The 14,958-nt window shown below is 40.2% G+C and carries 9 protein-coding genes and 1 pseudogene; 4 read left to right on the forward strand and 6 right to left on the reverse strand.

Going from position 1 to position 14,958, the window contains the following annotated elements:
- The first annotated feature begins 787 nt into the window (after window positions 1-787).
- On the forward strand, window positions 788-2,734 hold the full coding sequence (locus BUA16_RS14350) for an amylo-alpha-1,6-glucosidase (RefSeq protein WP_072765457.1): 1,947 nt from the start codon (window positions 788-790) through the stop codon (window positions 2,732-2,734).
- 167 nt (window positions 2,735-2,901) lie between these two features.
- Here the strand turns inward: BUA16_RS14350 and BUA16_RS19085 are convergent.
- Window positions 2,902-3,006, reverse strand: a pseudogene (locus BUA16_RS19085) (M13-type metalloendopeptidase); the annotation flags it as partial.
- A 564-nt stretch (window positions 3,007-3,570) separates the two neighbouring features.
- A complete protein-coding gene (locus BUA16_RS14360) occupies window positions 3,571-3,825 on the reverse strand; it encodes a hypothetical protein (RefSeq protein WP_072765445.1) in 255 nt (84 codons plus the stop codon).
- A gap of 402 nt (window positions 3,826-4,227) precedes the next feature.
- Between BUA16_RS14360 and BUA16_RS14365 the strand changes: the two genes are divergently transcribed.
- Window positions 4,228-6,519 (forward strand): family 20 glycosylhydrolase, encoded by a 2,292-nt coding sequence (locus tag BUA16_RS14365; RefSeq protein ID WP_072765446.1) that lies wholly within the window; start codon window positions 4,228-4,230, stop codon window positions 6,517-6,519.
- 331 nt (window positions 6,520-6,850) lie between these two features.
- Here BUA16_RS14365 and BUA16_RS14370 read toward each other — a convergent pair whose 3' ends face one another.
- The gene (locus BUA16_RS14370; RefSeq protein WP_245795574.1) at window positions 6,851-7,102 is read right to left on the reverse strand and encodes a DUF983 domain-containing protein; all 252 of its coding nucleotides are present in this window, start codon (window positions 7,100-7,102) and stop codon (window positions 6,851-6,853) included.
- A 293-nt stretch (window positions 7,103-7,395) separates the two neighbouring features.
- Window positions 7,396-9,069, reverse strand: coding sequence for a sialidase family protein (locus BUA16_RS14375; protein WP_072765448.1), 1,674 nt, complete (start codon window positions 9,067-9,069; stop codon window positions 7,396-7,398).
- Between the two features lie 171 nt (window positions 9,070-9,240).
- On the opposite strand from BUA16_RS14375, the gene BUA16_RS14380 reads away from it, so the two are divergent.
- Window positions 9,241-9,759, forward strand: a complete 519-nt coding sequence (locus BUA16_RS14380; RefSeq protein ID WP_072765449.1) for a DUF4494 domain-containing protein — start codon at window positions 9,241-9,243, stop codon at window positions 9,757-9,759.
- Between the two features lie 53 nt (window positions 9,760-9,812).
- Here the strand turns inward: BUA16_RS14380 and BUA16_RS14385 are convergent, their stop codons facing one another.
- Window positions 9,813-11,147 (reverse strand): MBL fold metallo-hydrolase, encoded by a 1,335-nt coding sequence (locus tag BUA16_RS14385; protein WP_072765458.1) that lies wholly within the window; start codon window positions 11,145-11,147, stop codon window positions 9,813-9,815.
- A 673-nt stretch (window positions 11,148-11,820) separates the two neighbouring features.
- Window positions 11,821-13,638 carry a right-handed parallel beta-helix repeat-containing protein gene (locus BUA16_RS14390; protein ID WP_072765450.1) on the reverse strand — a complete coding sequence of 606 codons (1,818 nt, stop codon included), beginning with the start codon at window positions 13,636-13,638 and terminating at the stop codon, window positions 11,821-11,823.
- A gap of 501 nt (window positions 13,639-14,139) precedes the next feature.
- Between BUA16_RS14390 and BUA16_RS14395 the strand changes: the two genes are divergently transcribed.
- A complete protein-coding gene (locus tag BUA16_RS14395; protein WP_072765451.1) occupies window positions 14,140-14,727 on the forward strand; it encodes a DUF502 domain-containing protein in 588 nt (195 codons plus the stop codon).
- The last annotated feature ends 231 nt before the right edge of the window (window positions 14,728-14,958 follow it).

Below are 14,958 nucleotides of genomic sequence, written 5' to 3' on the forward strand. Positions count from 1 at the left end.
AAACTATCTTTGGCCTCGTTATTTCTAATTGTTTAAAATTAGCTGTTAGTAAGATGAGGTATTAAAATTGATTCTAAGGTGAGAATTGGATTTTTAGTCAATATACTTTTTCATCACGGGCAGCAATTGGATTATTTCCTTTCTTTTTTCATCATAGATTTTAGCTATGGTTATGTGTTGTGATTTTACAGGTTGCAATATATCAATATATTGAGTGTTCTTATTAAAAGTAATGCTTTAACAAAATAAATTGATGTGTTTTTATAGGTAGCTTGTAATTCGTACATTTTATAAAATCAGTTTAGACCTCATTTAGTTTGATTATCTCGCGAAATATTGACCATTAAGGTCTATTTTTTTGTTTGCTTTGAAATTATCCCAACGGAGAAGACCATAACATTGGTGTTATTTAATAGTTAAGCCCTTTTAATTGATTTATGATCAGATATTTTATTTTGAAAAAGCGCTTATTATAAGGCTTGTTTTAGGTGTGTTTAAATGGTGTAAAATAATGTAAAATAGGTAGATATAATTATTTATGTAAATTAAAGGTTTATGTATTGTCTTAGGGGTTTTGAAGGTAGTTGATAGCGATACTGAGGCCATAAAAAGTGTCATGACGTTATTGTGTTGCCTGAACTTTATAGGAAGAAACAGCGTTTATTGGGCTAAAGTTCCTATCTTAAATCAGAAGTATTTTCATGGTAATTGTGCCTGGCGATTTAAGGATTTTGTTAAAATGGTTGATCGATCTAAATTGCTGTTAAAATTTAAAAACACTGCTACTATGAATGAATTGTTTGAAAAGGAGTGGTTGGTGACCAATGGGCTTGGAGGGTATGCTTCCAGTACGGTAAGCAATGCCAATACTAGGCACTACCATGGGTTGTTAGTGGCATCATTAACACCTCCTACCATGCGAAAGATATTGGTAGGGAAAGTAGAGGAAACTATAGTGATCAATGGCAAAAGCACACTGCTCTCCACTAATTTTTATCCAGGTGTTATTTATCCTCACGGGATTGATTTTATGAGCGAGTTTAAGGTGAAGCCTTTGCCCCATTGGCGATATGGAGACCAGGATTGGCAAATAGAGAAAAGCATCAGTATGGTGACTGGCAGTAATACTACCTTGGTACATTATAAAAACACGGGCAGGGAAAGCTTTGTTTTAGAAGTTCACCCTTTGTATGTTTATTCGGACTATCACGCGATATTTCGGGAAAGCAGTCCCTTTGATTTTTACACGGAATTTTCTCCAGCACGCTTAAAAACCTATGCCGCTAAAAACAGTCCCGCTTTATTTACGAGTTGGACGTCTGGAGTCTTTGTTGAAGATCGCAGCTGGTACAAGAATATTCATTTGCCAAAATCGCAGCAACGCGGACTTAGTTGTTATAGCGATTATTACCATATTGGATATTTGAAAGAGGAACTAAATCCCAATGAAGAACTGCTACTAAGTTTTTCCCTTGATGATAATGATCCTCAAAATTCCCTTGAAAATCTATGGAGCTTACAGGTGCGTGCTGCCTCCCGAAAGCCCTCGAAATCGAACACTGTTTTTTATAACGACCTTTTACGGGCTGGAGATCAGTTTTTGGTACATCGAGAATCTACGCAAAGCACATCGATCATTGCCGGGTACCATTGGTTTGCAGATTGGGGACGCGACTCCATGATCGCAATGAGGGGCCTTACCATTGCAACGGGACGAAAAGGGGTTTCAAAATCTATATTAACGACTTTTTTTAAAGAATTAGACAGCGGGATGATTCCCGATCGTTTTCCCGATCATACTGATGTTGCACCTCATTACAATGCCATGGACGCCACTTTTTGGTTGTTTATAGCGGTTTACGAGTACTTTATAAAGTTTGGGGATATTGGGTTCGTGAAAAAGCACTTAAAGGCGCTAGAAGAGGTCTTAGAGCGACACATACAGGGAACTCGATACAATATCCATGTTACGGAAGAAGGGTTTTTGTACGGAGGGCAGGAGGGCGTGCAGCTGACATGGATGGATGCCCTGGTGGACGAAAAAGTGATAACGCCACGGTCTGGTTGTCCGGTTGAGGTGAATGCCCTTTGGTATAATGCCTTGAAAATATATCTGTGTTTTTGCAAGGAACTTCAGATAACAGTCGCCCAAAAATACAAGGACCTTATTGGGAAGTTGGAATCGAATTTCCCAAAGATGTTCACGACCGAAGAAGGAACCTTATACGATGTGATCATCCCTGGTGAATCTTACGATAATAGTTTTCGTCCAAATCAGCTCTTCGCCATAAGTCTGCCTTTTCCTTTATTAGATCGCGATCAACAAAAGACAGTTTTCGATGCCGTTCGAAAAAAATTGTATACCCCATTTGGACTACGCACACTAGATGTTGAGAATCCTAATTTTAAAGGACAGTATACTGGAGGTCAATGGTCGCGCGACCATTCCTATCACCAGGGAACCGTTTGGCCATTTCTTCTTTATGAGTATTATCATTGTTTTTTTAGGATTTACGGTAATTCTAAAAAAAACCGAAATAGGGTATTGAAGGAATTAAATCTTTTAAAAGACCATTTTTACCATTGCGACGGGCTGCATTGTATTTCGGAGATTTTTGATGGTTTAAACCCTGGTAAGGGAAAAGGGTGTATACAACAGGCTTGGTCTATCTCGGCTTTAGTGAAGCTTTATGCGGAGTATAAACTTTATGAGGACGAGGAGGGTAAAATGTAAGAAAGGGCAGGAAAGGTAGGGTATAGTAAAATAAATCGTACAGGAAAGAAGTTAATAAAATTAAGATAGTATAAGGCTTTTAGGGGAAAAGAGATGCTTTTTTTATACAAAAGGAGCTTGTGTTTTTAGGGCAAGCTGGTTTCCTTGTTTAAAGTTGTTTAGAATTATCAAATCTTAATACGTTGCTCTGGCGCCAGATACATAGCATCACCTTCCTTGATATTAAATGCGTCGTAGAACGCATTGATATTAACCAATGGTTGTGTAGCCCTTTTCCGTTTACATACCTGAAGAAATCGTCCTTAGGCTCACGGCAGTGTCCATAAGGCTCAGGTTTATACCCGGTATAGTGTCTATTGCTGCGGTTTGCTTTATTTCGGATTTACAGGAAACAACGGTCATTGCCAATGCTCCTAATAGGAGTGGCTTAGAAAAATTGACCTTATAGTTGCCCAAAATAGCGATTAACAAGCATATAAAGTAAGGAAAATCTTAGGGTTAAATGCGATTAAAGCGCTAATCCTAGGACGAGTTGAGGTTGATTAAAAAATGATCAGATTCTCAATGTAGAAAACCGCCCCAATTGCTACTTTGAACGCGTTAGGGATGGCGGCGGCATCCCCGCAGCAACGCAAGGGATATAGCCAAGAGCCCGCCCGACGAAGGAGGGAACGCCCATAGTAATATGAAAAGAGTTGTAGGAATATGGAATTCCCGGAGGTAAGGACGATATTTTACGGGTTTTGACGTGATCCGAAAAAGCCACGGTAAATGGGGGTCAGTTTCTAAAGCCAAGAGAGGTTTAAGGTAAATGTTTGGTGTCCCAAAGGCTTTGATTAATTCAATAAATAAAAAGATTTATATTTTTTAATGCCGAGAGGTGTTATGGCCAGTCTCGGTGGGGACATAAAATTGAAGGTTCTGTTTTCTCCACCAAATCTTCGTTGCCTTAATTCGATAACCCCTTCTTCTTTCATTTCTTTGGCTACTTGGGTCGCTAGGTTTGGGTTCAAGCAGATATGGGTAATTCCTAAGAATCCTTTTTCACGGTTTTGGTATAGAAATTCTAATATGGAATGATAAAGTTTCATTTCTATGAAGTTTTTAAAAGTATATGTTGGTTGCTTTAATATAAGCACGCTTCCTTTGAATGAAGCGAATATAAGGGGTCATATAAATATTTTCTTACTTTTTTAGTTTTGTTTATGATAGAATATGTTGATTAATGAGATGTGAAACTACTTATATTCATTTTTTGTATTGATAAGGAACCATAAGGACGACGTTTTCTCTGGAAACAGGTCTTCGACAACCTAGTTTAGTTATTTTATGCCATTAGCGGGTCTCTTAACAAGATCAGTTATCCCCAAACAATATTAATACAATCATCTATAGGAAGGTGGCATAAAACCTTGCCTAGGATTTCTGAAAAACCTAAAAAAAGCCCATATTTGCTAGCTTTTTTAATCGTTTGTAAATTATAAATTAAATAAATGAAAATCAGAAGTTTTACTTTACTGGCTTTGGCCATATTTCTGTCTGCCTGCGGCCAGAAACCCCTTCAGCCAGAAGAAGTCCATTTAATACCACAACCGCTGGGGATGGAATTAAAAAAGGAATCCTTTCAAATTACGGCCGCTACTCAGTTGGTTGTAACCAATAGAGAGCAGGAAAAAGCCGCTAACTACCTTCAGGGGCTTTTGGAAAAGGCAGCAGGGTTTCAATTAGCTGAAGCGACCGAAGCTTCTAATAATGTCATCCGCTTTGAAGAGAAGGCCGAATTAGAAAAGGAGGCTTATGAGCTTACTGTAAATTCAAACAGCATTGTTATAACGGCTTCAAGTGGTGAAGGATGGTTCTACGGGGTGCAAACTTTGCGTCAGCTATTGCCTCCTCAGATTGAAAGCAAGATTAAGGTAGATTCCCCTTGGATGGTACCAGCGGTGACTATTGCCGATAAGCCACGATTTGGCTGGCGTGGTATGGAAATGGATTTTAGCCGCCATTTCTTTACTATTGATGAGGTGAAGGAGTTTATGGATTATATGGCCTTATACAAGCTGAATACTTACCATATGCACCTGACCGATGATCAGGGATGGCGTATTGAAATAAAAAAATATCCTTTGCTGACCGAGAAAGGGGCATGGCGAATAGAAAGCAGCCATGATAGAGCATGTATTGAAAAAGCGAAGGAAAATGAGACCTTTAAGATCGCAGAAAAGAATTACCATCAAATAGATGGGCAGCGCATGTACGGAGGCTTTTTTACGCAAGCACAAATTAAAGAAATTGTCGCCTATGCAGCCGATCGTTATATTACCGTAATTCCGGAAATAGACATGCCCGGGCACTTTAAAGCGGCCATTGACAATTATCCTTACTTAGCTTGTAAGGGAGAAGCTGGGTGGGGAGAAACCTTTTCTATCCCTGCCTGTCTCGGTCAGGACGAGACCTATGAATTCGTAGAAAACATTCTTTCTGAAGTAGCGGAGTTGTTCCCAAGCCCATATATCCATATTGGGGGAGACGAGGTGAATATTAGCGAATGGAAACAGTGTCCAAAATGTCAGAAAACCATCAGTACCCATAAATTAAAGGACGAGCACGAGTTGCAGGCGCATTTTAACCGAAACCTAGAAAGTTTCTTGCATACCAAAGGAAAACGATTGTTGGGGTGGGACGAAATTGTAGAAGGTGGACTTACCGAAGATGCTACTATGATGTGGTGGCGTAACTGGGCACCGGAAGCACGTTATAAGGCAGCCGACAACGGTAATGACATGATTATTTGTCCGGATTTTGAATATTATTTCGATTTTACCAACGAGGCAACACCGCTAGAGAAGGTGTATAACTACGAGCCGGTACCAGAAGATTTTACGGCCGTTCAGGAAAAACACGTTCTTGGGGTGCAAGCCAACCTATGGTCAGAAATGATCCCTAATTTCCAAAGGCTACAGTTGCAGACCTTTCCTCGAATGTTGGCACTTGCCGAAACCGCATGGCAGCCTAAAGGTCAAAAGAATCTTGACGGTTTCCTAGAAAAGGTACAACAGCATTACAAGCGTATGGACGTCATGGGCATCCATTATTATATTCCACCGATCAACGGGATGAACAAGACGTATGCTTTTGTCGATAGTATACAAGTGGCCCTAGATATAGATCTCAAGGACGCAAAAATTTACTACACCCTCGACGGAACCCAGCCTACCGAGAAATCTATTCCATACACAGGAGCTTTTTGGGCAAAAGAAAGTGCTAAAATGCTGGCCAGGGCCTATAATGGAAGAATATGGGGCGATGTATATGAGGCTAAAATAGACAGGCAACAGTGGCGTTCGGCAGATGAGGTAACCCCAAATAAGGCTGGATTTCAGCGTTGGGCGGCCGAAAATCAGTTCAAAGTTGTAGAAGAGGTAAACGTGCCGGCCGAGGCTACCTTTAAAACAGTGGCAACCGCGGATATGGGCGAATATGAGGGGAAAGAACATATATCCATGGTCTTTCAAGGCTATTTTAAGGCAGAAACAGAAGGGATTTATGAATTCTCTACGACCTCTGATGATGGTAGCTTACTATATATAGGCGATACCCTAGTTGTAGACAATGGTGGTAACCATGCCGCTCAGAAAAGGGCTGGGATGATAGCTCTTAAACCCGGCTACCATCAACTAACCTTGGTATTCCACCAGGGTGGAGGAGGAGGGGAGCTCTCCGCAACTTTTGCCGCTCCCGAGCAAACGCACCAGCCGCTAGCATCGGCAGTTTTCTTTGAGTAAACTTTTTTAAAAGCTTTTGAATTAGGCCCTGACCAAAACATCTTACTAAGGTGTTAGGGTCAGGGCTTTTTTTTTGCTAATGGCAGCCTTACATTTCTATGGCTTGTTATTGTAGATCTCTAATATAGGTAATAGGTTTTAAGGTAGTAGGGATCCAAAGTTTATAGAGATCCATTAGACTTATCCTTATTAGAGCGAGTAATAAAAAAACAATTGATAAGGGAAATTGAAAGCAGTATAAATAATGGGGTTGAGGTAGGAGGCTTACATTAATGAAGGCCGACCAGTAGCTATTAATATTCTCAACAATACCAATTGTCCTCGATTTTCCTTAGCGATCTTTATAAAACATGTAAATCCAAATAGACCTGGAAAGCCTGAAGTTTAAGGCACTGGTAAAAAAGGCCATCAGAACAACACACAAAAACATATAGATGACGGGGATTTCAAGAATTCCCCAAGTTATGACCAAGGAAGCTATCATTTGTGCACAAGCCAAGGCGTAACTTACGAACATGGCCCCAAAGAAAAATCCTGGTTCTACTTCAAACTTATAGTCGCATTCCTTGCATCTTTTGTCCATAACGGGCATTTTAAACAATAAGGCATTTCCCTTTGAATCAAAAATGTTTCCTTTCCCGCATTTGGGGCATTTTGCTTGTAGTATGTCAGTAACAACCATTATGTACTAAATTTTTTGGCAAAGCTACTTCCAATGTGGAAATCCTGTATTATACATTTATCTCCAATTCTTGTATTAAAAGGACATTTTTTGTTTGGGAGGAGGATTGTATTTAATAAGTAATTTGCTAGTCTTCATTTGTATTTGCCACCAGTTTTCGGTCTGGCTTATTGCTTACTGTTATAAATACTACCTTAATCAACAATTGTTTTTATAGATTCTATCAAGACCCCTTCGTTATCGTCCTTTTCTGCAGGCAGTGAAAATTTAATATAACTGATTCCGTTGATGGTGTTGTTCTGCAAAGGTATCGAGGGGTCCAGTTTTTTGTCATCAATATAGACACTGCAGTATCCAGGCTTTTGGGTATCGGTATTATCCCATTCCAACCTCAGGATCTGCCAAGTATCTGGTGTTGCTTGGTTTTCTTCTAATTTAAAATTATACATGGCAAAGTGGTGGGAGGTCGTATCGGTCGGGTTAAACCATCGGTCGTGCAAACTGATCAACATCCCTTTAAAGCCTTTGTTTATTTTAATGCGAGATACTATTTCCCCTTTCTGTCCGGCCGGAAAATTAAATAAGGCTCCCCTTTGTTGGGATACTAGGCTAGTGTCCTTTTTGGTTTTCAAATGCATGACCTGACCAGCATCTTTGTTGGGGTGGGGTATTAAAAGAGCACCTGGTTTTCGGTCATACGCGCAGTGCCCTTTGATGCCTTTTATGTAGCTGTGGTGGGACCAATGCGCAAGTCCATCAGCAAAATCGTCGTAACGCTCTTTTTCTCTGAGCCAATTTAGGTCCAAGGTCAACAATTTTCTAAACTTGGGGTGTTGGCCCAAGGAGATAAGAATTTTGTTCTTATTTAATTCTACAAATTCGGTTTGTTGCACACTGCGGTCATTGCTGCCCATTTCACCAAAACGGGTGGCCATAAGGCTATCATTGCGCAAAGGGTTGAGGTATATTTCCCTAAACCCGCTCCATGTTTGTCCATCATCATCAGAAATGGCGGCATGCAGGGCATCGCGGTTTGTAAAAACATCTTCCCAGTAGCCACCGTCATGTTCTACTTCTGGTAGGGGAGTGGTGTTGTTCCAAAGAAGCAGCAAGCTTCCGTTTTGTAGCCTTTGAATGGTAGCCATGGTTATAGTACCGTAGAATCTCGATGGTACTGCTGTCGACCAAGATTCGCCACTGTCCTCCGAAAAGGATTCGTATAGGTTGTCCTGGGCGGTACGGATCAGCATCCAAAGGCGGCCATCTTGGAGTTCTACCACAGAGGGCTCTACGCCCCCGTGGTTCCATCGTTGCCCTTTATGAATGCCATGGGCCTGGTGTGGAGGCGAATTTACCTGGTTCGATTTTTTCCAATTAATGCCCCCATCATCAGAATAATAAGTACCACTGCCATTGCGGTGCAAGGTGTGAAAAGCTGCGATGGCCCTTTTTCCGTTTTTTATGAATACTACTGGTTTAATCATAATAGCCCCGTTGTTGTCAATTTGGTTTTTTGTCCATTCTCCATCAATACCCCCTATAGAGCGAACGGCAAAAACGGCATCGTCTTTTCCGGCAAAAACACGGATATATTCCCCGCTAAGCGGGTCTTTTTTGCCATATAAATTTCCGTCTGCAACGGCAATGGTGTCCCATGACACCCCTTGGTCCTTGGTGGTAATGTATAGGTCCGGACCATAGTGTCTTATTTCTCCATCATCGAGCATAACAAGTCCGGTGTAGGCGTTCTGTGGCGGTATGCCCACCACTTTTGGCGGCTCAATAGACGATTTTTGTTCTGTACACGATACTAGGAATAGAAAAAGGAATAGGCTAGTAGCCGTTATTTTAAAATAAGTCTTTGACATATTTAGGGGTTTTTAAAAATGATGAGGGCTCGGATAAACCACCGAATATAGTGAAAAACCTATTAAAATATTCATGAATCACGGCTCCAAACCAAATTGTGAATATCTATTCTCAAGATTAAGGGCTATCTTTTTCTTAATAATTTATATTTGGCATACTAAAAAAAAGATATGAGCGTAACGTGGTACGAGTGCAAGGTAAAATATAGAAAAACACAGGAAACTGGAGAACAAAAAGTAGCTACAGAGACCTATTTGTTAGATGCGATATCGTATACAGAGGCCGAAACGAGAATTAACCAAGAGATGGCGGCCTATACTAGCGAAGAATTTATGATCACCAATATAAAAGTCTCCAATTTATCGGAGGTGCATGCGGTTGAAAATTCCGATCGTTGGTTTAAGTCAAAAATAGCTTTAATCGCCTATGATGAAAACAGCGGAAAGGAAAGAAAAACCAATATTTATATGTTGGTACAGGCCAATGATGTTAAAGAGGCTTATGACAATACCATAGACGCTATGAAAGGCACTACAGGTGACTATACTATTCCTGCGATCGCCGAATCGCCTATTATGGATGTATTCCCGTATTTTACAGGAGAAGAAGAGCAGTTAGAAAAATTTAACGTCATCGAAAAAACAGAAACTCCTAAGGAAGAAGTTTTATCAGAGGACGAAGTAGAGTAGTTAGATACTGTTTTATAAAATGTAAGAATACAAAAATAGCGGGGCTTGCCCCGCTATTTTTGTATAAACCCCTTCACATCATCACTCAGATCGTAAATAATAGGTCCGGTGAGTATTTGCTGTAGCACACTGCTTCCGGCCGCACTTCGGTAGCCACCGGCACAATGCACCACAATAGGTCTGTCTGTTGGAATATCCTGGGCGGTAGTACGGAGTTCATTCAAGGGATGGGAAATGGCACTCTTAAAAATTTTACCTTCCTCCACTTCGCTCTTGTTTCGGATGTCTACAATGGTGTACTTCTCCGGATGCTTTCTAAAGTCAGCCAGATCTAGGGTTGCCGACTTTTCTAAATTTCCATCGGCCAGAGTGATAACTTGTTTCAGTTGTTTTTCATAGCCGATTTTTGCCACGCGGTGTAATAATTTATACCGGTTTTTTGCCTGGTCTATCACTAGGGTAAACGCTTCTTTTGGCATAATGATGGCTCCCAGCCAAGTTTCAAATTTATCCTCCTCTGACACCGCCTGAATATTAATGCTCCCTTTTAAATAACCTTTTTTAAAGTCCTCTTTAGCTCTTATATCAACGATTAATCCGCTAGCCTCGGTTCGAGCATTAAAAGGCACCTCTTCCAAGGCGGGAATCAAATTGGGGGCGCCAGATTTGTTGAGGTCTACATCATACCCAAAATAGGAAGGGATAAAAGGTTGGCTATCGAGGAGCGTATTTATAAAATCTTGTTTTGAATTTTCCTTAAAAGCCCAATTCCCCATGCGTTCATTGCCCAAAGTGCTGCTATTTGCCTCGCTCAGATTCTTGCCACATAAGGAGCCGGCGCCATGGGCAGGGTAAACTAGGGCATCATCTGGCAGGGCCGTAAATTTAGTCTGAATGGTATGGAACATCATCTCGGCAAGCTCTAGGCGTTTTGCGGTGGTATTCCCTGCCTTTTCGCGCAAATCTGGACGGCCAACATCTCCTATAAACAGCGTGTCGCCGGTAAATAAGGCGGTTTTTTCTCCTTCTGTAGCCACCACCGTAATGCTATCGGGAGAATGCCCAGGGGTGTTAATGGCCGATAGCCTGATTTTCCCAAGGATGATATGATCGTTATCGTCAAAGGAAGTATGCGGATAATCGGCACCCAGTTTCTCACTATTATAAATGGTAGCGCCAGTTTTTTGGTGGATTTCCAAATGAGAACTCACAAAATCGGCATGCGGATGCGTTTCTATGATCGCTACTATGGTTGCATTCTTGGCCTTGGCGTAGTCGTAATATTGCTTTGGGTCGCGTTCCGGGTCTATCACCGCCATTTTACCATCGCTCACTATGGCGTACGAATAATGCGCTAAAGGTTTATATTCAAATTGCTTTATATCCATCATGTCCTTTTGGTGTTTGATATAAAAATAATGAAAGTCACCCGAACCCAATGTAACCTTTATTACATAAGAAATAGGCTAAATGGCCGAACTACAATTTTGTTAGGACCTACGACAAGAATACAATTGGGTTTTCGGGAGTATTTGATATGGCTTTTTTGGGCGTTCCCCCTGCGGCGGTCGGGCTCTTCGCTGTATCCCTTGCTACGCTACGGGGATGCCGCTGCGATCCCTAACGCGGGATTAATGTAGCCATGTATCCATTAGAAAATGTACCAATTGGATTAATGTGACGATTTGTGAAAATAAAAGGAATTCAACGCTAGTGCGAGCGTCACCCTCGTACCGGCAAGAGATATCTTACTAAGAACTTAAGTTTAAAAACAGGATAACTCCATAACTAGTTACCTATTACTGGTCATTAATATGAATTGTTAATTTAAAAATGATCAAGCCAAGGCCAATCCGCCAGATGGCCCCTTCCTACAAATGCAAGTCGTTGTATTTTCCGTGCGGTCCTATTGCAGCGGCATCCTTTTTTAGTGCGCTTGGCGGGCTAAAAAAGATACAGCGGAAAGAGCGACCCGATAGGGGAACACCCAACAAATGGGAATCCTTATTAGAAGCATCCCAAAAAGTTAGGTGTTCGATTGTCTTTAGTAACTATGGGGTTTTAATTGTGGAGGGCTGCTTTTTCCCCATCCACTTTATTATCGCTTACCTCCGCATTCTGCACTCGTTCAAAAAGAATGGTTTGCTTATTCGAATGAAATGCAGGGTATTCGTTATTAGTGTTTATCTCATTGTTTTTAAAAATCAACCCATCTACCGATTTAGCGTACAGTATAGGATTATCGAAAGTCTCAAATTCATTATTCTCTATACGAATGCCCGAGTGAAAGTACTTTGTTTGCCCTTGTAGGTCCGGAATCTCTGGATAAATGGAGATGACAGCAGAAGTAAACTGATACATACTCGTAAGGGCATTGACAAATTTATTATCGCGGATAGTGACATCTCTACACGATCCGGTCTCGTACCAACCATTGGCATCGCCGCAAAGGAGGATGGCACACCCAGAAGTATGATCGAATAGGTTATTGGCTATCAGGGTAGGTTTTGGGGTGCTAAACAAGGCTCCTCGTGCCCTGTTGTTTCGAATAGTATTCCCTGTAAAAATTACCGAAGCTGTCCAAGTAAGGTTCTCAATCCCGATATCAAAATTCGCGGGATCAATCTCATTCCCCAGTTTCTTCTTAAATTGAATTTTGAACTCTTTAATTGGCTCATTTTTATCTGAACGTACTGGTTCTATGGATACGATGGTGTTCTGATGGTCCCAAAGTTCCATTGTTTTTGACTTTACAAATTGTACAGCATCTCCTTTATACCCCCAATCAAACCCGTAAGCCTGTCCATGCATATATTTCGCTACAACAGTTTTAGAATCAATTTTCTCCATGATTTTAAGATAGGTACCATGAATATTGATCGCATCATCCATCATTCCTTCATAGAGTCCGTTTTTGGATACTATCTCGCCTTTGCATGCAGAAAAATGTGTCGCATCTGCCTGGGTAGTAAAGTATCTAGGGTCGTCCTTGCCTCTTAGAGCCACCTCAAATCCGTCCAAATATATGTTTTCGGTTAACTGGGCTAAGAGTCCCATTCCTTCAGCGTAATGAACCTTTACATTTTCAAAACCTATATCTTTCCCTTTATGGACAAAAATACCTGGTGTAGGACGGTAATAACTTCTCATAGTAACCACTGTCCCCGGGATCAGTTTACTGTTTTTCCAATGGTGTGCTTTGATTAGGCCAGGAGCCAATTCACTTACGTTTCTTGTTCCAACGGCAATATCACCGCTGTTGTACACAATTCGTTTGGTTGTTTTTTCAAAGGCCATTCCCGCTATAGGATGCATTTCCCAACCCTCGCCGGTACTATAAAAGGTACTGTCCTTAATGGTATAAGAAACCCAAGGAGCGGTTTCGAAAACAATACTTCCTGCCACGGTATCGTTTTCCACAATTTTAACTTGAGTTATTTGTGGCTTTTCAAAGTCGATCCTTAAGTCTTTCAGGCTTACATTGCTGTTACCGATCAGCGCTATGGGAAGCATGCGTCCGTGAAACATCAGTTCCGAACCATTCCCATCAATAGTGACATTCTTTAGGGTTTCTAGTTCAATCCCTACGGTCTTAGGATTGTCTTGGTCATGATTGGAGATATAGTATTCTCTTTTTAGAGCTCCATCAGGATGAAAATCGTACCGCCCTTTTTTGAACTTAATAACAACAGGCTCAGTATTGACAATTTCACTTTTAATTTTTTTTAGCGCCTCTTGTAATAAGGGAGCGGTGTTTTGTCCGTTATCTGGCAATACACCATAGGTTTCCAAATTATAGACTTTTACCTTCTTTTGCGCTTTCAACGAAAATGAAAGACCAAGGACCAATACAACAAATAAGGGTACTTTTTTTAACATGTTGAGTTTAAATATTATTAATTTGAGTGTGTAAAAATGATCCAAAATAAGGAATAACGATTCTAGAGCAATAATACTACTTTATAATTTTATAGCTGAGTCTGGTTACCTTTTAAAAAAGGGGGGTGTCCAAAACGAGGCTACTCCTGTGTTTTTATTGCAAATAGTTTCTTAAAACACTGTGAATTAATATATTTAAGTGTTTTTTAAACAAACAGTTGGCTATAGAAAATGCCAATATACTTTAACCAAGTTTACCATCGATATTTAGTTAATCAGAAGGTCGTACTGGCCTAGGTACTGTGCGGAATGATAGGGCATGCGGTCGTGTAAGAGCATTGTAAAACCAAGCCTAAATATAGGGAGTTGCCTTCATGAGTGAGGGAATGGAACTGGAAAAAAAGAAAAGGAGAACCCTTTGCTATGTATGATATATTCCTAACTAAAAACCATTATTTTTGCTTAAGAATTATATTCACATAATATTAAGGAAATTCCAGCATGAAAAAGCTAATCAACTATTTTTTACAAGGACTATTGTATATAGCGCCATTAGGTATTACAGCTTATATTATCTATTCGGTTTTTACGTTTATGGATGGATTACTGCAAGATTTTCTCATTGAGTTTTTTGATATTAAAATACAGGGGCTGGGTGTTTTAACACTGATCGTCTTTTTGATTGTAGTAGGGCTTATTGGAAAAACAATCATAGCCAAGCCGTTAAAACAGGTTTTTTCCAAAATAATTGATGGCATACCCTTATTAAATTTTATTTACTCGGCCTTCAATGATCTATTTTCTGCTTTTGTTGGCAAGGAAAAAAAATTCAGCAAACCTGTATTGGTAAAGGTGAATTTAAATTCTGACTTAGAAAAACTGGGCTTTATTACGGAGGAAAATCTAGCTTTTCTAGATGCAACAGATAAGGTAGCCGTTTATTTCCCACATTCCTATAATTTCTCGGGAGAACTATTTATTGTTCCCAAGGCTAATATCAAAAGTTTGGATGCCAAATCTAGTGAGGTAATGAAGTTTATTGTATCGGCAGGATTAATGGGGTGGTCAAAAACCGATCTTCAAGATTGATCCTATAGAAACCACAATCTGCTGCGCGCGGTGGTATTTGATTTGGGTCCAAAAACTGGGACTTGATTAGAATTTAAAATAGAATATATACCAATAGCGTCCTAAACGATTTGAGCCAATCTTTGCAAACACTTTATATATCTGTATTTTAAAAGATTTTTGACGATATGGGGGTCTTTTTAAAGGTTTTATTTTTCTCTGGCCTATCGAAAATTTATCGTAAAATTTGAA

It is taken from the genome of Arenibacter nanhaiticus, assembly GCF_900141935.1.
GTDB classification, from domain to species: Bacteria; Bacteroidota; Bacteroidia; order Flavobacteriales; family Flavobacteriaceae; genus Arenibacter; species Arenibacter nanhaiticus.